Here is a 20592-nt window from a genome sequence, read left to right on the forward strand (position 1 = left end):
GGCGCCACCTACTACGCGCCCACCGTGCTCACGGGGGCGGACGCCACCATGGCCTGCGCGTGCGAGGAAACCTTCGGGCCGGTGGCGCCGCTCACCGTGTTCGAGAGCGAAGCGGAAGTCATCGCCGCGGCCAACGACACGCCCTTCGGGCTGGCCGCCTACTTCTACAGCCAGGACGTGCGGCGGATCTGGCGGGTGGCGGGGTTGCTGGAGACGGGCATCGTGGGCGTCAATGAAGGCGCGCTCGCGGCCGAGGCCGCGCCCTTCGGCGGCGTGAAGGAGTCGGGCTATGGGCGGGAAGGCTCCACCCATGGGCTGGACGACTATCTGCACACCAAGTACCTTTGCCAGGGCGGCGTCGACTGATGCCGCCGGTCGGTTCCGCCGGCCGCAACCTTTCGCACTCCGCAGCCCACCCCATCCTTCGCACGCGACCAGAGAACACCCAGATGCCCGCACACAACCCCTTCAAGGCAGCCCTTGCCGCCCGCCAGCCGCAGGTCGGCCTGTGGCTCTCGATGGCCGACCCCTACCTCGCCGAGGCCGCCGCGACCACGGGCTACGACTGGCTGCTGATCGACGGCGAGCACGCGCCCAACGACCTGCGCAGCACGCTCGGCGCGCTGCAGGCCGTGGCGCCCTACCCTTCACAACCCGTGGTCCGCATTGCCGAAGGCAGCACGGCGCTCATCAAGCAGGTGCTGGACATCGGTGCGCGCACCCTCCTCGTGCCGATGGTCGACACGCCCGAACAGGCCCGCGCCATCGCCGCTGCCACCCAGTACCCGCCGCACGGCATTCGGGGCGTGGGCAGCGCTGTCGGACGTGTGTCGCAATGGAGCGGCCGTGCCGATTACCTGGCGGTGGCCGACGAAGAGGTCTGCCTGCTGGTTCAGGCAGAGACCGTGGCGGCCCTCCGCAGCCTGCCCGAGATCTGCGCGGTGGAAGGTGTTCATGGCGTCTTCATCGGTCCGGCCGACCTTGCGGCGTCGATGGGGCACCGGGGCAACCCCGGCCACCCCGACGTGCAAGCCGCCATCGAAGACGCCATGCGCACCATCGTCGCGAGCGGCAAGGCGGCTGGCACGCTGACGTCTGACCCTGCTCTGGCGCGCCGCTACCTGGATCTGGGCTGCACCTTCGTGGCCGTGGGGGTGGATGTGCTGATGTTTGTGGGCGCTGCTCGGCGGTTGCGAGCGGAGTTCGCGGGCGCCGGGCCAGCCGTGGCCCCGCAGCGCGGCGCAGGCTATTGAGAGGGGTTGCCGGTGCCCGGTAGCCACAAGGCCGCTTGCTCCGCGGCCTGATTGCAGACGCTGCGTTCGTCGCCTCGCTTCGAAAACCTGGACCTCATGGATGTGCGAGCGGGCCGGTGGCCGACCGTGGCACAGACCACCGGGTCTGGCCACGGCGGGGCCAGAACCCACCACCGCAAGCGGTCAGCGTGCCAGTTGGGCGGAGTTCGGCTCGAGCTTGAACGCCGCATCGCGCCCGGAAGTGACCACGGCCACGGCAGGCGCGGACCGCACTGGTTGGCTCCACGTCCATACGTTGCCGAAAAGGGCAGAGCGGACGTCCCGTCCATTGAGTTTGACCGCCACGACTGCGACCACGGCCAATACCGCGATCGCCGCCGCAAGCCAGAATACCCGGACGTCTCCCATGCCATCTTCGGCGTGCGCCAGGCCAGTGCGATGGCCGGAAATCATGTGCCCTACGGGGTTTCGCATGCGGTCCTCCTTGGACGAACTCAGCCGATCAATGCATGGCTGTAGTTCGTAAGGTATCGATTCGAATGGCAACAGCTTGTCAGACACCGACTGATGACAGTGGAGGCCTCACTGCGCCGCGATTCGAGAGCCCCGAAGCTGCCAACACGATGGCGCACAGTCCTACGGCAAGCTCTTTGCCCATACCTCATACTCAGTTTTGTCGATACCCCCTCGACACCTCCCTCCCTTGCGAACATTCGCAAGTTCACCCGCCCCTCGTGGCGGGTTTCTTTTTTCCGAGGCAGATAACGCGGGTTTTCTGGGTGACTGGCCTTATGGAGGCGTCGTTGGGCCGGCAGGTTCAGGTGCTTAGGGGGTTTTGATCCGCCCCTGGACCGGCAGAGGCCGGCCGCCCAAAGCCCGGCGCACATGACACACCTGCCTCACGTAGCTGGTTTCGTGATCCGCTCCGAACCCGCTCGAGATGCGCCACGCGGGGCCTTCCGGACCTACAGACGAAAAAAAGTGCAGAGCCCGCTCTGCACCTTCTGACGGATATCCACGGCGGGCACCGCCCCGTCCATTCAAACGGGGCGGGTCACCCCATGTGATTACTTGCCGTCCTTGCCGCCGTTGGGCGCGCTGCCCGTCTGGGTGGATGGCATGGTGGCCGAGGCGCGGTCACCCACGCCGGGGTTGACGCGCGTCTTGTCAGAGCCCGTGGCCTTGGAGCCGGACTTGGAGCTGTCCATGCCGCTCTTGGCGCCACTGCCGCTGTGGGAACCGGAGCCCATGGCCCCGCCGTGTGCGGCACCCGAGCCGTGCGTGGCCGAGCCGGCGCCCTGTCCCGAGGTGGCACCCGTGCCGGTAGCTGACGAGCCGGTCGTGCCGCCAGTCGAGGAAGAGGAGGAACCGGAGCCGCTCACCGAGCTGCCCGCGCCCCCGCCCATGCCGCCAGAGCCGGAGCCAGTGCCGCCGCCCGACTGGGCCATTGCCGGTCCGAGCATCAGAGCACCAGATGCACACAGGGCCGCGAGAAGTTGCTTGTTGACCATGGGAGAGTCTCCTTCAAAGTTGAGACCTTGAAGCTAAGCCCGAGCGGTGAAGAGCCCTGTGGGCCCTGCCGCTCGAAAGGTGTAGGACTTCCACTGTCGAGCCTGTGCTGCAGCCCAGCGGCCCACTTCGCCTAGCACTGCGTGCCCCGGTCCCATCCCGGCGCGGAATCGAACATGAGCCGTGTCCGAGCCACCAACGCTTGTTGTGTCCATGTCAGGGCCTCACCAGATCGGAAAGATGCTGGAAACCGCACTGACCACCACGGCCACCAGCACGACAGCAATGATGATCCAGGCGCCCCGGCGACGATCCTGGCCCGCAGGCGCGCGGCGGGTGTGCGTAGGCAGATCGGGCCGACCTGTTTCCTTGTCCTTGGTAGTGTCCATGGGGTGCTCCTGAAGTTGTGAGCAGCCAACTTCCACCAGGACCGCCCCTGTGCCGCGTCGGACAAGATCGCTGCGTCACGGCCGCCCTCCGCCAGCGCCCTAGGCCCTCGGCCCTTTGCCTCCCGCCCTTCGCCAGCGAGTGCGCCAAGCCCTCACTGCCCGGATGTGGGGCGCCCCAGGCGGAACCGTCTTTCAGCGCTGCCGCCCTGGCGTGATCTGAATCGTTCCAAGACCCGAGGGCGCCTGCGGAGCAATCCAGTGGATCCAGAAGCCCCGTATCCAGGCAAGCGAGTACATCAGGCACACGCCGAAGATGCCCCACTGCTGGCCCTGCCAGGCCGCGTAGAACCAGAAGGGTTGGCCCAACAGGCCGAAGACGCAAGCCCACCGGCGGCGGGACGCATGGCGGCTTTGAGAAAGCCACACTGCGACGGCCCCCAGCACCGCAATGGCGACCTGATCCATCAGTTCGGCCGCAGCTCGAAGTACGCTTCCTCTGCGTCGCCGATCGGGGACAGCGCACGGTCGCGGGCAGTGGATGCGGCGCGCTGCCATCGCAGAGCCACGGCCTTCTCCACATCCGACACCGTGTCGGCATACTCCAGGCCGGACATGATGTCGAATGCCGCAGTCACCTCGTAAGGACCGCCCAGCAGCCGTTCGAGTTCGCGGGCATATCGGGCCTCTGCGGCGGCTTTTGCATCATGAGGCAGCGATGACGGGGCATCGCAGAGTCTGACGAGATAGGGGGCTTGGTCGAATGGTTGCATTACAGGCTCCTTGATACTGTTTAAATTTACAGCATGAACAGGCATCCAGCAAGCTGTTTCGCATGCGACTTTCTTTCCCCGAAAGCGCCCACCAGTCCGTCAGATGGCCGCGTCGGCCGCAGGGCGCAATGCGAAGGACCTCACCTCAACAGGCGCTTGAAGCACGCGCAATAAAAGGCTACGACGCACCGTGCCTCCACATGAGCCAGCAGATTCACAGGTTTCCCGCGCGTACGCTCGCGCCAATGCTCAATCTGCATGAAACATGCGGGGCACGCTGTCTACCATCGATGGCATCTTCACCACTAATTCGGAGACATGGCGATGGCGGATCTTTTTGACAATCCAATGGGTTTGATGGGTTTCGAGTTTGTCGAATTCGCCTCCCCCACCCCAGGTGTTCTGGAACCCGTTCTGGAGCAGATGGGGTTCACGCTGGTGGCCCACCATCGATCGAAGAACGTCGATCTCTACCGCCAGGGCGACATCAACTTCATCGTCAACCGCGAGGCACAGAGCCCTGCCGCCTATTTCGCGGCGGAGCATGGTCCGTCCGCCTGCGGCATGGCCTTCCGGGTGCGAGACGCGCATGCGGCGTACAACCGGGCGATCGAACTCGGCGCTCAGCCGGTGGATGTGCAGACCGGTCCCATGGAGCTGCGCCTTCCTGCCATCAAAGGCATTGGCGGGGCGCCGCTCTACCTCATCGACCGGTTCGAGGAGGGGCAGTCGATCTACGACATCGACTTCAAATTCATCGAAGGCGTTGATCGCAAGCCGCGCGGACACGGCTTCAAGATCGTCGACCACCTCACGCACAACGTGTACCGTGGGCGCATGGCCTACTGGGCATCGTTCTACGAGAAGTTCTTCAACTTCCGGGAGATCCGCTATTTCGACATCAAGGGCGAATACACGGGCTTGACCTCGAAGGCGATGACCGCACCGGACGGGATGATCCGCATCCCGTTGAACGAAGAATCCGCCAAGGGTTCGGGCCAGATCGAGGAATATCTGATGGCGTTCAACGGAGAAGGCATTCAGCACATCGCCTTGCTGACCGACGACCTGCTCTCGGCGGTAGACAGCCTGCGCGACGCCGGCGTGCCGCTGATGAAGGCCCCCCCGGACACCTACTACCAGATGCTGGACGGCCGCCTGCCGGGACACGGCGAGAACGCCGACGAGCTGAAATCCCGCGGCATCCTGCTGGACGGCACCACGGAAAACGGCACGCCCCGTCTGCTGCTGCAGATCTTCTCGGGCACCGTCATGGGCCCCGTGTTCTTCGAGTTCATCCAGCGCAAGGGCGACTATCGCGAAGGATTCGGCGAGGGCAATTTCAAGGCCCTGTTCGAGTCGCTGGAACGCGATCAGATCGAGCGTGGCGTGCTCCAGGCCGCCTGACGCGGCGCTTCGCTCCACCTCCTCACGGCTTGGCGGCCACGGGCCGCTCGCCATCCTGCGTTGCGCAGTGCCGCGGCCCGTCTGCAGCACTGCGGAGCGTCCTCACCCAAAGAACCCAGCGAGACAAGATGACCTCCTCACGCGCGCCAGGCGACGGAGACAGGCACGGCCCGCTGCCGGAGGTGCAACGATGAAATCCGCCACCGTGGATGCTGAAGTCAAACATGGGCTCGCCGCCGGCGCCGAGTTCAAACCCGCCCGCGCCGACTGGACCATCGAACAGGGATGGGAGCGGTACACCGCCGAAGACCATGCGACCTGGAAAACGCTGTTCGAGCGGCAAGCCAGGATGCTCGCGGGCCGGGCCTGCGACGAATTCGTCGACGGCATGGCCCGTCTGCCGATGGGCCCGGACGAAATCCCGGACTTCCGGCGCCTGAGCGACATGCTGGTCAAGCAGACCGGCTGGGAGGTGGTTGCCGTTCCGGGCCTGGTGCCGGACGAGGTCTTCTTCGACCATCTGGCCCATCGACGCTTTCCGGCCGGCCAGTTCATCCGCAAGCCGCATGAACTGGATTACCTGGAAGAACCCGATGTCTTCCACGACGTATTCGGCCATGTGCCCATGCTCATGAACCCGGCCATCGCCGACTACATCCAGGCTTACGGCCAGGGCGGCCTGCGGGCGCAAAGCCTCGGCGTGCTGGACCATCTGGCCCGGGTCTACTGGTACACGGTGGAATTCGGTCTGGTGCAGCAGACGGACGGCCTGCGCATCTACGGCGCCGGTATTGCCAGCTCTTATACGGAAAGCGTGTTCTCGCTCGATTCCGACTCACCCAACCGGATCGCCTTCGACCTCGCGCGGGTCATGCAGACCAGATACCGTATCGACGACTTCCAGGAAACGTATTTCGTCGTCGACAACCTCGAGCAGCTGCTGGATCTGGCCCGCATCGATTTCGGTCCGGTCTACCGCGAGGTGGACGGCCGACCCGACTACGAACCGGGTGACGTTCTGCCGGCCGACCGGGTCATCACCCGCGGCGTGGGCACCTACCATCACGGGCAACGCAAAGCCCAAGGATCTGCGCAATGACATTCAAGAACAAGGTCGTTCTCATCACCGGCGCCAGAGGCAACCTGGGCCAGGCCGTGGCAACGGCGTTTGCCGATGCGGGCGGGCGGCTGGCGCTGGTCGGTCTGCACCAGGAGGCACTGGAGCGTTCCTTCGGGCCATCGAACGCCAACCGCCTTCTCGTCGCGGCGGACCTCACGACCCAGGCCGGCGCTCGCACGGCGGTGGAAAAGACCATGGCGCAGTGGGGCCGCGTCGACGTGCTGTGCAACCTGGCCGGCGGCTTCAGGATGGGCCCGGCCGTGCATGAAACACCGGTCGGCGACTGGGACTTCCTGTTCGCCGTGAACCTGCGAACCGCCGTGCACATGATGGAAGCCACCGTGCCCACCATGCTGGCGCAACAGCGCGGCAGCATCGTCAATGTGGGCGCCCATGCGGCGATGCGCGGCGTTGCGGGAATGGGCGCCTACACGGCATCGAAAAGCGCGCTCGCGCGGGTCACCGAGGCCGCGTCGGCAGAACTGAAGGAGCGTGGCATCAACGTGAACTGCGTGTTGCCCACCATCATCGACACCGCCGAAAACCGCGCGGCGATGCCGGACGCGGACCCTGCGCGCTGGGTGGCGCCGGGCGATCTGGCGGCAGCGATCGTGTTCCTCGCATCCGAGCAGGCCCGCGCCATCCACGGTGCCTCGCTGCCGGTCACAGGACTCAGCTGACAGTGCGCGGGGGGGGGGGGAGGCACCCGCCCTTGCGGGAAGGAGTGCTGCCCACCGAGGTCCTTGCCGAGTCGACCGCCCCGGCGCACCCCCAATAGGGACTGGGCAGGGCCTGGCGAGACCCAAGGGCTGGAACCGACGCCGGAAAAGAAAAAGCCTCCTAGACCAAGGTCTAGAAGGCTTTTTTACCAATGGTTAGTTGGTAGGCGCGATTGGACTCGAACCAACGACCCCCACCATGTCAAGGTGGTGCTCTAACCAGCTGAGCTACGCGCCTGTTTGTATTCGAGAATGCGATTCTAGCACCAAGAAAAGCGCCTCCAGAAATATCGCGTGGCTTTTTTCTCAGAAAGATCGGTGGCGGCCGTTGCGAAGACCTGGATCGCCACCGTCATCCTCGTCATCGCCGCCGGGCCGAACGCACGCCCGGCACGGTGGCCACGATGGCCAGCACCTTGCCCAGCCGCCCCGAGTCGGAAACCTCCACGGTGAACGTCATCCACGCCGTGCCCTTCACGGACTGGGTCTGCACGCCGATCACGTTGGTCTTCTCTCGCGCAAAGACTTCCGAGACATCTCGCAGCAGCCCCTGGCGATCGGAAGCTTCGACCGACACGTCCACCGGGTAGACGGCAGCCGGGGCCGCAGGGGTCGCCGAAGTCTTGGGGCGGCCCCATTCGACCTCGATCACCCGCTCGCCGCTGCGCGCCGCCATTTCGCGGAAGTTGCTGCAGTCTGCGCGGTGCACGCTGACGCCCTTGCCGCGCGTGACGAAGCCGCGGATGGCGTCAGGAGGGGCTGGCTTGCAGCACTTGGCCAACTGCGTCATCAGCGAATCGATGCCGACCACCAGCACGCCGCCCTTGCCGCTGGCGTCGGGAGCCCGGGCTTTCTTGATCGGCGAATACTCGTCGGCCTGGCCGGCGGGCTCCGGCGGCCGCAGCAGCGTCTCGATGGTGCGCAGCGAAAACTCGTCCTTGCCCACCACCTCAAACAGGGCATCGGCCGTCTTGAACCCCAGCTGCACGGCCAGGTCGTCCAGCTTCATGGCGGTGCGGCCTTCGCGCTGCAGCAGCTTTTCCACGGCTTCGCGACCGCGCGCCACCGTTTCGTGGGTGGCCTGGGCGTTGAACCAGGCGCGAACCTTCGCCTTGGCGCGGTGGCTGGTGAGGTAGCCGAGTTCGGCATTCAGCCAGTCCCGCGACGGGCGGCCTTCCTTCACGGTGGTGATTTCCACCGTCTGCCCGTTCTGCAGCGGCGTGTTCAGCGGCACCATCACCCCGTCCACCCGAGCGCCACGGCAGCGGTGGCCGACGCTGGTGTGGACGGTGTAGGCGAAGTCGACCGGCGTCGCGCCCTGGGGCAGTTCAATCACGGCGGCGTCCGGCGTCAGCACGTAGATGCGGTCCTCGAACAGGCCGCTGTGCCGCGCGGAACCTGCCAGGTCGCGCTCCCACGCCAGCAGCTGCCGCAGCACGGCGATCTTTGCGTCGTACTCGCCACTGGCCGATACCCCGGCGTAGCCCTTGGTGCCGGCCTCCTTGTAAGCCCAGTGCGCCGCCACGCCGTGTTCGGCATGGTCATGCATGGCCTGGGTGCGGATCTGGATCTCGATCGGCTTGCCGGCATCGTCGCGCACCACGGTGTGCAGCGACTGGTATCCGTTCGGCTTCGGCCGGGCGATGTAGTCGTCGAATTCGGCCTCGAGCGGGCGGAACTGCTGGTGCACCCACGACAGCGCCGCATAGCAGTCCTTCACGGAGGGCACCACCACGCGCAGCGCACGGATGTCGAGCACCTGATCGAAGTCGAGCGCCTTGCCGCGCATCTTCTTGACGATGCTGTAGATGTGCTTGGGCCGGCCCTGCACGCTGGCGCTGATGCTGCGCGCCCGCAGCTCCGACTCGACGCGGCCCCGCAACTGCTCCATGTACAGCTCGCGCTCGGCGCGCTTTTCATCCAGCAGGCGGGCGATCTGCTTGTAGGTGTCGGGTTCGAGGAACCGGAACGACAGGTCTTCCAGCTCCCATTTCATCTGCCAGATGCCCAGCCGGTTGGCCAGCGGGGCGAACACCTGCAGCGCCTCGCGGGCGATGCCGGGCGACACCGGCCGCTTGGAGGCCGCATAGAAGCGCAGCGTCTGCAGGCGCGATGCCAGCCGCAGCATCACCACGCGCAGGTCGCGCGAGAAAGCCAGCAGCATCTTGCGCACGTTCTCGGTCTGCGTGGCGGGGTCGTCCACCTGCACGCCCGACAGCTGCGCCTCGCGGGCATGCTGCTGCACGCGCATGAGCTTGGTGGTCTCCACCGCCAGGGCGGCGAAATGCTCGCCGAACGCCTTGCTGATGACCTCCTCGGGCTTGTTCAGGTGCGAGGACGCATGCACCAGGTAGCTGGCCGCCTGCATGGCCTCGGAACCGCCGATGCCCTTGAGGATGGCGGCCACCGCATCCGCGTGTTCCAGCGTGTTCTCGCCGGTTTCCAGCGTCTCGCCGGTCAGCAGGGGTTCGGCGAAGGCGCGGGCGCGGGCCAGCGCGTCGGCCTGCTCCGGCAGGGCGTGCGCCGTCGCGGCAATGAGCTGGGGAACGCCGTCGGCGCGTGCGCCCGCGTGGCCGCCGCCGGGAAGGGGCTGCCCGATGGTGCTGCTCTTCATGCGCGCGCACCCTCGGTGTCGCCAGCCGCGTCGGTGCCCAGAAACCGTGCCACGGCTTCGACCTGATCGTCGGCTACCAGCGTGGGTGCGTGGCCCACACCGGCCAACTCCAGGCAGGCGGCCTGCGGGCCGCGCCGGGCCATCAGGGCTGCGGTGGCGGGCGACAGCAGGTCGGACTCGGCGCCGCGCAGCAGCAGCACCTTCGCGGTGATCTGGTCGTAGAGCTGCCAGAGGAGCGCCTCGCCGGCCCGTGCCGCCTCCTGCGTCACGGCGCGGAACGGGACCGCGATGGCCGGGTCGTAATGCAGGGTGAAGCCACCCTGCCCGCCCTGCCGGTCTTCGCGCAGCATGCCACGCGAGAGCGCCAGCCATTGCTCGGGCGTATGCGGCCCGAAGCCGCTTGAGATGGCCCAGAGCGCATCGGCCGCCTGCTGCTCGGAGTCGAACCGCACCGGCCGCCCCAGGTAGGTTCCGATGCGCTGCAGCGCCTGCCATTCGATCACCGGGCCGACATCGTTCAGCACCAGCCGGCGCACCGGCACCGGCAGGGGCAACCCCGGCTGCCCGCAGACCGCCATGCCGATCAGCCCGCCCATGCTGGTACCCACCCAGTCCAGCGTGCCGATGAGGGCCTGGGCATGCACCTGCGCCAGCAGTGCCAGCATGTCGCCGGCGTACACCGGCACCTGGTAGGCCGCCGGGTCGGCCAGCCAGTCGCTGTGGCCACGGCCTGCCACGTCGGGGCAGATGACGCGGGCATGCCGGCTCAGCCGACGGGCCAGCACGTCGAAGTCACGCCCCTGGCGCGACAGGCCATGCACGCAGATCACCACGTGGGGGTGCGCCGCGTCGCCGGTGTCATTCCATTCCCAGTACGCCATGCGGTGCCCCTTGCCAGGGATGACGGGCGCCCCCGCTGGGTCAGCGGCGGACACACCGGGGCAATGGACATGGTTCAGCGTGGGTTCGGTCATGGAAAAAAGCTGCGCGAACGGCAGTGCGTCAAAGGTGCTTGATATGCTGGCGGTCATCCTAATTCATTGGAAAGCGACTCTCATGCTGAACGGCAAGACCGCCCTCGTCACGGGCTCCACCAGCGGCATCGGCCTCGGCATCGCCAAGGCGCTGGCGCGGCAAGGTGCGAACGTAGTGCTCAACGGTTTCGGCGACGTCGACGGGCCGCGCGCCGAGGTGCTGGCCGCCGGCGAGTCGGCCGGCGCCCGCGTGGCCTACCACGGCGCCGACATGAGCCGCGCCGCCGACATCGAAGACATGATGAAGTACAGCGCCAGCCAGTTCGGCCGCGTGGACATCGTCGTCAACAACGCCGGCATCCAGCACGTGGCCAGCGTGCAGGACTTCCCCGTCGACAAGTGGGACGCCATCATCGCCATCAACCTGACGAGCGCCTTCCACACCACGCGCCTGGCCCTGCCCGCCATGCGCGCGGCGAACTGGGGCCGCATCATCAACATCGCATCGGTGCACGGGCTGGTCGGGTCGGCCCAGAAGTCGGCCTATGTGGCGGCCAAGCACGGCATCGTCGGGCTGACCAAGGTGACCGCGCTGGAAAACGCCACCACCGGCGTGACCTGCAACGCGATCTGCCCCGGCTGGGTGCTGACCCCGCTGGTGCAAAAACAGGTGGACGCCAAGGCGGCTGAGCACGGGCTCTCCAACGAGGACGCCAAGAAAATGCTGCTGGGGGAGAAGGAACCTTCGATGCAGTTCACCACGCCCGAAGAGCTGGGCGAACTGGCGGTGTTCTTCTGCACGCCGGCTGCCGCCAACGTGCGCGGCGTGGCTTGGGCCATGGACGGCGCCTGGTCGGCGCAGTAGGGCCTTTGGGCGGGCGGCGCGCCGTTTGCTATTATTTTAATAGCAACAAGCGCAGGCAGATCGAGCGCAGCGGGCCCAAAAAGCCTTGAAGATCTGTACCTCCCACGGCCAGCGACCGCGGTTTCACCCTCTGTCAGCCCTGCCAGTCTGTTTGAGTGGGTCGAAAGGCCGCCGCGAGACACGCCCGGGCGGCAATGACCGGAAGTCCCATCGCAGCGGCTTCGCCAGCGGGCGCGGGCCTGGCGGGGCCAGGAGAGCGCCTGCCGCGGCCTGCCCGGAGATCAGCGCAACTGCACCGAGCCCGACACGTTGACGACCACCTGCGCCTTGCCGGCCTCGGCCGGAATGCCGCTGTCCTCCGCGCCCATCGACATGGCCGACGCGGCCTTGGCCATCATCGGCATGCGGGGGCCGGGAATCATCTCGTTGTTGTTCACTGCCACTTCGCGCAGCGTGTAGCCGTTGAAGCCGAACCCACGCGCGAGTTCGGTGGCGCGGCCCTTGAACGCCTCGATGGCGCGGGTCTGCGCTTCGCCTTCCACCCGGGCGCGGGCCTCGCGCGACAGATCGAAGCCGACCTGCGAGATCGAGAGCGTCTGGATGCGCGCGGCGGTGGAGGTGATGCGAGGAAAGTCGCGCCCCTGCAGCACCAGTTCCGCCCGGCCCTGCCAGCCGTTGACCTTGCCATCCTTGCCGTAGCGCGGATACAGGCCGAAGGTGCCCGTGCGCACATCCAGCTGCTGCGGCTTTACGTCTCGCTTGGCTTCTGTCAAGGCAGTGTCGATGGCCTGCCTCAGCTGTGTCTGCACTGCATTCGCATCTGCGCCCTCCTTGGTCGTGCCCAACGTCATCACCAGCACGTCCTGCTGCACCTCCACGGTGCCGGTGGCCGACAGCTGCAGCACGTTCTCCGGCGCAGGAACCGTGGTCTGGGCAAGGGCGGCTCCAGCGCAGGCCAACAGGGCGCTGGCCGCTATGAATTTGCGAGTCATCTTCAGTGTCATCGAACGCTTTCCTTGGAAGGTTGCAGCTCCATCCGAGCCGGGTGGTCGCACCTTAAACGGCTTTGTGCGCACCGATCGTGAACGGAGATCGGCGGTCGTGCACGACTCCGCAAGACTTGTAACAGTTGGTCTTGTTGTGGCCAAAAACATGAACTTTGGTCGCCAACATGGTCAGAATCGGCTCTGTTACAAATAGGACCTGGGAAAGAAATGGCCTCAACAACCAACCGTACCGACAAAGTTCTCGTGGTGGACGACGATGCGCGCATTCGCGACCTGCTTCGCCGCTACCTGACGCAGGAGGGCTTCGAGGTCATGGTGGCGGAAGACGGCAAGGCGCTGAACCGCATCCTGCTGCGCGAAACGGTGGATCTGATCGTGCTGGACCTGATGATGCCGGGCGAGGATGGTCTGTCCATCTGCCGCCGCCTGCGTGCTGCCAACGACCGCACGCCCATCATCATGCTGACGGCCAAGGGCGAGGACGTGGACCGCATCGTCGGCCTGGAAGTGGGTGCCGACGACTACCTGGGCAAACCCTTCAACCCCCGCGAGCTGCTGGCCCGCATCCACGCGGTGCTGCGCCGCCGTCCTCCGCAGGAAGCCCCAGGCGCTCCCTCGGGCGAGAACGAAGTCGTCACCTTCGGCCCCTTCACGTTCGACCTGGGAACCCGCGCACTGCAGCGCAACGGCGAGGAGCTGCCGCTGACGACGGGCGAGTTCGCCATGTTGAAGGCGCTGGTGCGCCACCCCCGGCAGCCGCTGTCGCGCGAAAAGCTGGCCCTCCTGGCCCGCGGGCGTGAGTTCGAGCCCTTCGACCGCAGCCTGGACGTGCAGGTCTCCCGCCTGCGCAAGCTGGTCGAGGTGGACGCCGCCGCACCGCGCTACATCCAGACCGTCTGGGGCGTGGGCTACGTGTTCGTGCCGGACGGCGCCAACTAACCCGATCGGGCGCGCGGCGCACCTGCCCTGTCCGCTGGCGCTCCTGGCGGAACGTGCGGCGCCCGCCCTTCCACCCCCATCGCATGAGCGCCTCCTACGAAGCATCCTCGGATGCCACCAGCCCGGCCCCGCTCGACACGCCGCCCACGCCGCGCGTGTCGCGCGGTCGCGTCGGGCTGAACCTCTTCTGGCGGACCTTCTTCCTGCTGGCGTTGCTGCTGGTCGGCAGCATCCTGGCCTGGCTGCAGACGCTGAGGGCGCTGGAATTCGAGCCGCGCACTCTGCAGACGGCCCAGCAGATCGCCTCCCTCGTCAACCTGAGCCGCGCCGCCCTGGTGCATGCCGACGCCATCGCCCGCGTGTCGCTCATCAAGACCATGGCCGACCAGGAAGGCGTGCGGATCCTGCCGCGCGAGCCCGGTGACCATTTCGAGCTGCTGGACCCCACCGCCCTGGGTGCGCGCCTGACCGAAGAGCTGACGCTGCGCCTGGGCCCCGGCACCATCGTGGCCAACAACGTGAACGGCGAAGCCGGCCTCTGGGTCGGCTTCACCATCAATGGCGACCCGAACTGGCTGCTGATGGACCGCTCGCGCCTGAGCGCCGCCGGCGGCAAGACGTGGCTGATCTGGCTGATCACGGCCGGCGCGCTGTCGCTGGCAGGTGCGGCGGCCATCGCCCGGCTGATCAACCGGCCGCTGAAACAGCTGTCGTATGCCGCCAACCGCGTGCGCGACGGCGACTTCGCGGCCAGCCAGCTCGACGAGGAAGTCGTCACCAGCGAGATCCGCGAGGTCAACATCGGCTTCAACCGCATGGCGCAGAAACTCGCCAAGCTGGAGCAGGACCGCGCCGTGATGCTGGCCGGCATCTCGCACGACCTGCGCACCCCGCTGGCCCGCCTGCGGCTGGAAACCGAGATGAGCGTGAACGACGATGTCGCCCGCGAGCACATGGTGGCCGACATCGTGCAGCTGGACGCCACCATCGACAAGTTCCTGGACTATGCGCGGCCCGAGCATGTCACCCTCACCCCGGTGAACCTGCACGGAGTGGTGTCGTCCTGCGTGTATGCGGTGCAGAACCACCGCGAGCTGCAGATCACCATGAACGTGCCGGAAGACCTGAACGTGATGGCCGACGAGGTCGAGCTGGCGCGCGTCATCTCCAATCTGCTGGAGAACGCGCGGCGCTACGGCAAGTCGGCCGACACCGGCACCACCACGGTGGACATCGCCGCCAAGGGCCGCGAGAAATGGGTGCTGGTCAAGATGCGTGACCACGGCAGCGGCGTGCCGCCCGAACAGCTGGCCAGCCTGACCAAGCCCTTCTTCCGTGGCGACACCGCCCGGACCGCCGCCGCAGGCGCCGGCCTGGGTCTGTCCATCGTCGACAAGACGGTGCAGCGCATGGGCGGCATCTTCGCGCTGGCCAACTCGTCCTCGGGTGGGCTGGTGGCGCACATCCAGCTGCAGCGCGCCGAGCTGCCCGCTGGCAAGGACCCCAAGCAGCGCCTGCAGCGCCCGCAGATCAAGCGGCATCTGCCGCCGCGCGATACCGACGTGGGGCCGCTGACCTGAAGGCTGCGGGGTGCGGGGCGCGCTTGCAGTGTCGGGGCTGCCGACTGCCCCTTGGCCTGGGCGTGTCTAGGGACCGCCGCAGCCCCGTCCCGCCTCGGCCTGGCCGGGCCGGAGGCGACCCAGCCAAACCCCACCTTGCTCAGCCCGCCGGCACGCTTGGAGCGGGCCGCTTCTCCCGCGTCAGCAGCGTCGCCGCCCGCGCTTCGATGGCCAGGCCCTGGCCCACCGGGCCCAGGCGCTCGGCCGTCTTGGCCTTGATGTTGACCTGGTCGTCTTCCAGCCCCAGGGCCGCGCAGATGCGCGCACGCATGCCGGGAATGTGGGGCGCCAGCCGCGGCGCCTGGGCGATCACCGTGGTGTCGATGTTGCCGATGTCCCAGCCCCGCGCACGCACGCGGCGTGCGGCCTCCACCAGCAGGGCGACCGAGTCGGCGCCCTTGAACTCCGGGTCGGTGTCGGGAAAGTGGCTGCCGATGTCGCCCAGCGCCGCCGCGCCCAGGAGGGCGTCGGTGATGGCGTGCAGCAGCACGTCGGCATCGGAATGCCCCAGCAGGCCCATGGCGTGCGGAATCTCCACGCCGCCGATGATGAGCTTTCGGCCGGGCACCAGTGCGTGTACATCCCAGCCTTCGCCAATTCGCAGATCCATGTGTGCCCTTCGCTTGTATGTCGGTAGTGGTGTCGCCGCCCGAAGACGCCCGGCGTGCCGGCCCGCCTGGGCCGCCTGCGCCGCTCCAGGCGCGGCGGCTGCTTCAGAAAATGGTGCGCGCCGGAACGGCGGATGCCTCGCCGCGCTGGCCGCCGAAACGCTCCAGCGTAGCGCCGTGCATGCGCTGGGCCAGCACGGCGGCGGCCAGCGCGAAGTCGTCCGGGTAGGTGACCTTGAAGTTCTGCGCGCCTCCGGGCACCAGGCGCGGGTGCAGGCCCATGGCCTCCATCGCGCTTGCCTCGTCGGTGGCCTGGTTGCCGAATTGCTCCAGTGCCTGCAGCAGCGGCCCGAGGCGGAACATCTGCGGCGTCTGTGCCAGCCATTTGTCGCTGCGGTCCACCGTGCTGGCCACGCGCACGCCGCCGGGGCCCTTGGTCGCGGTCTTGAGCGTGTCGGCCAGCTTATGCGCCAGCAGGCCCCCCACCGCGTCGCCCGCGCAGGCATCGATCAGGGCATCGATCTGCGCGGTGGTGACCAGGCAACGGGCGGCGTCGTGCACCAGCACCCAGTCGTCGCCCTCCGCCCCGCGCTCCTGCAGTGCCCGCAGGCTGGCCCGCACCGTGTCGGCCCGGGTGGCGCCGCCGCAGGGCAGCACGAAGAAGGTGGTCAGGCCATGGGCGTGGCTCTCGAAGAACGAGTCGCCCGGCGCCACGGCCACCAGCGTGCCCAGCAGCCGGCCCACGCCGGCAAAGGCGGCCAGGGTATGCATCACCAGCGGATGGCCAGCCACCGGCTGGTACTGCTTGGGCAATGGCACGCCGCCTGCGCCCGCGCCGCCGCTGGCCACCGCCCGCGCGCCCACGCCGGCACAGGGCAGCACCGCCCAGAAACGGCCCGCGGCACCCAGGGGCACGGTGGAGGTGAAGGCGGCTTGAGGGTCGATGGTCATGAGGCGCGGATTCTACGAGCCAGCCCGCATTGCAGCAGCGGGCGTCGCCCCCATATACAGCGTTGGCGCTGCCGCATTCACCGCGCAGGTGGCGCTGCAGCAGTGGGCGTGTGCCGATGTCCACGCCCCGGTCAGTCATCAAGACATTCCCTAGAATCTGGCGATGGCCGTCGCGCCGCCTCGGGCGCACCTTCGCGCCCCGGCGCCCACGGCCTCCAGCCCCCACCTCCGCATGGAACTGCCCAAACTCTCCCCCGGTAAACGATTCACCCTGCCCCGCCCCGTGGGCAGCGCCGATGCCCTGCTGCTGGCCCGCCTGGGCGAGCGCGAGAAGGCCGAGCGCCGCACGGTCGCCATCGTCACCGCCGACGCCACCGACGCCCAGCGCCTGATCGACGAGATGGCGTTCTTCGCGCCCGGGCTGCGCTGCGCGCTGTTTCCCGACTGGGAGACGCTGCCCTACGACACCTTCTCGCCCCACCAGGACCTCATCAGCGAGCGCCTGGCCACGCTCTGGCGCATCAGCCAGAAAGACCGGGACACCGGCGCCGACGTGGTGCTGGTCCCGGCCACCACGGCGCTCTACCGGGTCGCCCCGCCTTCCTTCCTGGCGGCCTACACCTTCCACTTCAAGGTCAAGCAGAAGCTGGAAGAAGCCAAGTTCCGCGCCCAGCTCACGCTGGCCGGCTACAGCCATGTGTCGCAGGTGGTCAGCCCCGGCGAATATGCCGTGCGCGGCGGCCTGATCGACCTCTTTCCCATGGGCTCGCCCGTGCCGTACCGGGTGGACCTGTTCGACGACGAGATCGACTCCATCCGCACCTTCGACCCCGACACTCAGCGCAGCCTCTACCCCGTGCCCGAGGTGCGCCTGCTGCCCGGCCGCGAATTCCCCATGGACGACGCAGCCCGGGCCAAATTCCGCAGCCGCTGGCGCGAGCTGCTGGAGGGCGACCCCACCAAGAGCCGCATCTACAAGGACATGGGCAACGGCGTGGCCACCGCCGGCATCGAGTACTACCTGCCGCTCTTCTTCGAGGAGACGGCCACCGTGTTCGATTACCTGGGCGATGACGCCACCGTGGTGCTGCACGGCGATCTGGAGCCGGCCTTCCAGCGCTTCTGGCAGGACACCAAGGACCGCTACCGCCTGGTTCAGGGCGACCCGGACCGCCCGGCGCTGCCGCCGGAATCCCTGTTCCTGGGCATCGAGCAGTTCTACACCCGCGCCAACGCGCATGCGCAACTGTCGCTGCGCCCCGGCGTGGACGACGTGGCGGACAACCCGCACTTCCAGAAGCTGGGCGATCTGTCGGTGGTGCGCGGCGCGGAAGACCCGCTCGCGCGGCTGCACGGGCACATCCGCAACACGCAGCACCGCGTGCTGCTGCTCGCCGAAAGCGACGGGCGGCGCGAAAGCCTGCTGGACTTCCTGCGCGCCTCGGGCGTGAACCCGCCGGCCTTCGATTCGCTGGCCGAGTTCCAGGGCCAGGAGGATGAGAAGGTCGGCATCGCCACCGCCGGCCTGGCCACGGGCTTCGCCTGGCTGGAAGAAGGCATCGACTTCGTCACCGAAACCGAACTCTTCGCCGCCGGCGCCACCACGCGCCGCCGCAAGAAGCAGGAGCAGGTGAGCGACGTCGAGGCGCTCATCAAGGACCTGTCGGAGCTGACCCTGGGCGACCCGGTGGTGCACAGCGCGCACGGCATCGGCCGCTACCGGGGGCTGATCCACATGGATGTGGGCCAGAAGAACCCGGACGGCACACCCGCGATGCAGGAGTTCCTGCACCTTGAATACGCCGACAAGGCCGTGCTCTACGTGCCGGTCAGCCAGCTGCAGCTCATCAGCCGCTACACGGGGGTGTCCGCCGACGAGGCGCCGCTGCACAAGCTGGGCAGCGGCCAGTGGGAAAAGGCCAAGCGCAAGGCGGCCGAGCAGGTGCGCGATTCCGCCGCCGAGCTGCTGAACATCTACGCCCGGCGCGCCGCCCGCGAAGGCCATGCCTTCCGCTACAGCCCGCAGGACTACGAACAATTCGCCAACGACTTCGGTTTCGAGGAAACGGCCGACCAGAACGCCGCCATCCACGCCGTCATCCAGGACATGATCTCGCCCCAGCCCATGGACCGGCTGGTCTGCGGCGACGTGGGCTTCGGCAAGACCGAGGTGGCCCTGCGCGCGGCGTTCGTGGCCGTCACGGGCGGCAAGCAGGTGGCCTTCCTCGCGCCGACCACGCTGCTGGCAGAGCAGCACTACCAGACGCTCATCGACCGATTCAGCAAGTGGCCGGTGAAGATCGCCGAGGTCTCGCGCTTCCGCTCGGGCAAGGAGATCACGGCCGCCATCAAGGGCATCGGCGATGGCACGGTGGACATCGTCGTGGGCACGCACAAGCTGCTCAGCGAATCGACCAAGTTCCACAACCTGGGTCTGCTCATCATCGACGAGGAACACCGCTTCGGCGTGCGCCACAAGGAACAGATGAAGGCGCTGCGCGCCGAGGTGGACGTGCTCACGCTCACCGCCACGCCCATTCCGCGCACGCTGGGCATGGCGCTGGAAGGCCTGCGCGACCTCTCCGTGATCGCCACCGCGCCGCAGCGGCGCCTGGCCATCAAGACCTTCGTGCGCACCGAAGGCACGGGCGTGATCCGCGAGGCCGTGCTGCGCGAATTGAAGCGCGGCGGGCAGTGCTACTTCCTGCACAACGAGGTGGAAACGATCGAGAACCGTCGCCAGAAGCTGGAAGAGATATTGCCCGAGGCCCGCATCGCCGTGGCGCACGGCCAGATGCCCGAGCGCGAGCTGGAGAAGGTGATGCGCGACTTCGTGGCGCAGCGCTACAACATCCTGCTGTGCTCGACCATCATCGAGACCGGCATCGACGTTCCCACGGCTAACACCATCATCATGAGCCGCGCCGACAAGTTCGGCCTGGCGCAGCTGCACCAGCTGCGCGGCCGCGTGGGCCGCAGCCACCACCAGGCGTATGCCTACCTGATGGTGCCGGACGTCGAGGGCCTCACCAAGCAGGCCGCCCAGCGGCTGGACGCCATCCAGCAGATGGAGGAGCTGGGCTCGGGCTTCTACCTCGCCATGCACGACCTGGAGATCCGCGGCGCGGGCGAGGTGCTGGGCGAGAACCAGAGCGGCAACATGCTGGAAGTGGGCTTCCAGCTCTACAACGAGATGCTGAGCGAGGCCGTGCGCTCGCTGAAGGCGGGCAAGGAGCCCGACCTCCTGGCGCCGCTCTCGGTCACCACCGACATCAACCTGCACGCACCGGCCCTGCTGCCCAACGACTACTGCGGCGATGTCCACTTGCGGCTTTCGTTCTACAAGAAGCTGGCCACCGCCCGGACCAGCGACCAGATCGACGGGCTGCTGGAGGAACTGGTGGACCGCTTCGGCAAGCTGCCGCCGCAGGCGCAGACGCTGATCGACGTGCATCGCCTGCGCGTGCTGTCGCAGCCCTATGGCGTGGTGAAGGTGGACGCGGCGCCCGGCGTCATCACGATCACCTTCAAGCCCCAGCCGCCGGTGGACCCGATGGCCATCATCCATCTGATCCAGAAGAACAAGCACATCAAGCTGGCAGGCAACGAGAAGCTGCGCATCGAGCGCGAACTGCCCGAGCCCAAGGACCGGGCCCAGCTGGTGCGCGACGTGCTGCGCAGCCTGGGGCAACCGCTGGCGCAGGGCGTGCCGGCGTAAAGGCGCGGCCAGGCGGAAGGCAGGCGGTGCGGCGGATCGCGGCCCTACGCTGGTGTCGGCATTCACGGGCTCCAGCGGATGGCCATCCGGTGAGCGGGTGAGCAGGTGCGCGGATGAGCGGTTGAGCGGA

Annotated in this window: 19 protein-coding genes and 1 tRNA gene; 9 read left to right on the plus strand and 11 right to left on the minus strand. The window is 67.6% G+C overall.

Going from position 1 to position 20592, the window contains the following annotated elements; all coding sequences use genetic code 11:
- A partial coding sequence (locus ASF94_RS09990; RefSeq protein ID WP_156382493.1) for an aldehyde dehydrogenase family protein occupies positions 1-366 on the plus strand: 366 nt, incomplete at its 5' end.
- Positions 367-449: 83 nt separating this feature from the next.
- Complete coding sequence (locus ASF94_RS09995) at positions 450-1253, plus strand: aldolase/citrate lyase family protein (protein ID WP_056665340.1); 804 nt, start codon at positions 450-452, stop codon at positions 1251-1253.
- A 183-nt stretch (positions 1254-1436) separates the two neighbouring features.
- Here ASF94_RS09995 and ASF94_RS21240 read toward each other — a convergent pair whose 3' ends face one another.
- The 5 genes from ASF94_RS21240 to ASF94_RS10010 all read right to left on the minus strand — a co-directional run bounded on the left by ASF94_RS21240 (position 1437) and on the right by ASF94_RS10010 (position 3921).
- Complete coding sequence (locus ASF94_RS21240; protein ID WP_156382494.1) at positions 1437-1727, minus strand: hypothetical protein; 291 nt, start codon at positions 1725-1727, stop codon at positions 1437-1439.
- A gap of 593 nt (positions 1728-2320) precedes the next feature.
- Entirely contained in the window at positions 2321-2764 is a 444-nt protein-coding gene (locus tag ASF94_RS10000) for a hypothetical protein (protein WP_156382495.1), read from the minus strand.
- 222 nt (positions 2765-2986) lie between these two features.
- Positions 2987-3151 carry a hypothetical protein gene (locus ASF94_RS21245; RefSeq protein WP_156382496.1) on the minus strand — a complete coding sequence of 55 codons (165 nt, stop codon included), beginning with the start codon at positions 3149-3151 and terminating at the stop codon, positions 2987-2989.
- Between the two features lie 192 nt (positions 3152-3343).
- Positions 3344-3616 carry a hypothetical protein gene (locus ASF94_RS10005; protein ID WP_056665345.1) on the minus strand — a complete coding sequence of 91 codons (273 nt, stop codon included), beginning with the start codon at positions 3614-3616 and terminating at the stop codon, positions 3344-3346.
- Entirely contained in the window at positions 3616-3921 is a 306-nt protein-coding gene (locus ASF94_RS10010) for a hypothetical protein (protein ID WP_056665348.1), read from the minus strand. The genes ASF94_RS10005 and ASF94_RS10010 overlap by 1 nt, the downstream gene beginning before the upstream one ends.
- 324 nt (positions 3922-4245) lie before the next feature.
- Here ASF94_RS10010 and hppD point away from each other — a divergent pair, with 324 nt between their 5' ends.
- From hppD to ASF94_RS10025, 3 genes are all read left to right on the plus strand, one after another.
- On the plus strand, positions 4246-5328 hold the full coding sequence (gene hppD, locus ASF94_RS10015; protein WP_056665450.1) for a 4-hydroxyphenylpyruvate dioxygenase: 1083 nt from the start codon (positions 4246-4248) through the stop codon (positions 5326-5328).
- A gap of 190 nt (positions 5329-5518) precedes the next feature.
- Positions 5519-6427: a phenylalanine 4-monooxygenase gene (gene phhA / locus ASF94_RS10020; protein WP_056665350.1), complete on the plus strand. Its 909-nt coding sequence runs from the start codon at positions 5519-5521 to the stop codon at positions 6425-6427.
- The gene (locus ASF94_RS10025; protein ID WP_056665354.1) at positions 6424-7128 is read left to right on the plus strand and encodes an SDR family NAD(P)-dependent oxidoreductase; all 705 of its coding nucleotides are present in this window, start codon (positions 6424-6426) and stop codon (positions 7126-7128) included. Before phhA ends, ASF94_RS10025 begins: the two co-directional genes overlap by 4 nt.
- Before the next feature lie 200 nt (positions 7129-7328).
- On the opposite strand, the gene ASF94_RS10030 is transcribed toward ASF94_RS10025, so the two are convergent.
- The 3 genes from ASF94_RS10030 to ASF94_RS10040 all read right to left on the minus strand — a co-directional run bounded on the left by ASF94_RS10030 (position 7329) and on the right by ASF94_RS10040 (position 10755).
- Positions 7329-7405 (minus strand) — tRNA-Val (locus ASF94_RS10030).
- A gap of 123 nt (positions 7406-7528) precedes the next feature.
- Positions 7529-9781 (minus strand): bifunctional (p)ppGpp synthetase/guanosine-3',5'-bis(diphosphate) 3'-pyrophosphohydrolase, encoded by a 2253-nt coding sequence (locus tag ASF94_RS10035; protein ID WP_056665355.1) that lies wholly within the window; start codon positions 9779-9781, stop codon positions 7529-7531.
- Positions 9778-10755, minus strand: a complete 978-nt coding sequence (locus ASF94_RS10040; protein ID WP_056665453.1) for an alpha/beta fold hydrolase — start codon at positions 10753-10755, stop codon at positions 9778-9780. Before ASF94_RS10040 ends, ASF94_RS10035 begins: the two co-directional genes overlap by 4 nt.
- An 82-nt stretch (positions 10756-10837) precedes the next feature.
- Here ASF94_RS10040 and ASF94_RS10045 point away from each other — a divergent pair, with 82 nt between their 5' ends.
- Positions 10838-11620 (plus strand): 3-hydroxybutyrate dehydrogenase, encoded by a 783-nt coding sequence (locus ASF94_RS10045; protein ID WP_056665358.1) that lies wholly within the window; start codon positions 10838-10840, stop codon positions 11618-11620.
- A gap of 281 nt (positions 11621-11901) precedes the next feature.
- On the opposite strand, the gene ASF94_RS10050 is transcribed toward ASF94_RS10045, so the two are convergent.
- Positions 11902-12624: an SIMPL domain-containing protein gene (locus tag ASF94_RS10050; RefSeq protein ID WP_056665359.1), complete on the minus strand. Its 723-nt coding sequence runs from the start codon at positions 12622-12624 to the stop codon at positions 11902-11904.
- A 210-nt stretch (positions 12625-12834) separates the two neighbouring features.
- On the opposite strand from ASF94_RS10050, the gene ompR reads away from it, so the two are divergent.
- Both ompR and ASF94_RS10060 read left to right on the plus strand, forming a co-directional pair.
- A complete protein-coding gene (ompR, locus tag ASF94_RS10055; protein WP_056665362.1) occupies positions 12835-13566 on the plus strand; it encodes a two-component system response regulator OmpR in 732 nt (243 codons plus the stop codon).
- Between the two features lie 83 nt (positions 13567-13649).
- Entirely contained in the window at positions 13650-15146 is a 1497-nt protein-coding gene (locus tag ASF94_RS10060; RefSeq protein WP_056665364.1) for a sensor histidine kinase, read from the plus strand.
- A gap of 139 nt (positions 15147-15285) precedes the next feature.
- On the opposite strand, the gene ispF is transcribed toward ASF94_RS10060, so the two are convergent.
- Both ispF and ASF94_RS10070 read right to left on the minus strand, forming a co-directional pair.
- Positions 15286-15795, minus strand: a complete 510-nt coding sequence (gene ispF, locus ASF94_RS10065; RefSeq protein WP_056665367.1) for a 2-C-methyl-D-erythritol 2,4-cyclodiphosphate synthase — start codon at positions 15793-15795, stop codon at positions 15286-15288.
- Between the two features lie 103 nt (positions 15796-15898).
- Positions 15899-16744: a 2-C-methyl-D-erythritol 4-phosphate cytidylyltransferase gene (locus ASF94_RS10070; RefSeq protein WP_056665370.1), complete on the minus strand. Its 846-nt coding sequence runs from the start codon at positions 16742-16744 to the stop codon at positions 15899-15901.
- Positions 16745-16976: 232 nt separating this feature from the next.
- Between ASF94_RS10070 and mfd the strand changes: the two genes are divergently transcribed.
- Positions 16977-20462 (plus strand): transcription-repair coupling factor, encoded by a 3486-nt coding sequence (mfd, locus tag ASF94_RS10075; RefSeq protein WP_056665373.1) that lies wholly within the window; start codon positions 16977-16979, stop codon positions 20460-20462.
- Positions 20463-20592: the final 130 nt, after the last annotated feature.

Origin of the sequence: Acidovorax sp. Leaf160, from assembly GCF_001424265.1 — a bacterium.
In the GTDB taxonomy this organism is placed as follows: Bacteria; Pseudomonadota; Gammaproteobacteria; order Burkholderiales; family Burkholderiaceae_C; genus Paracidovorax.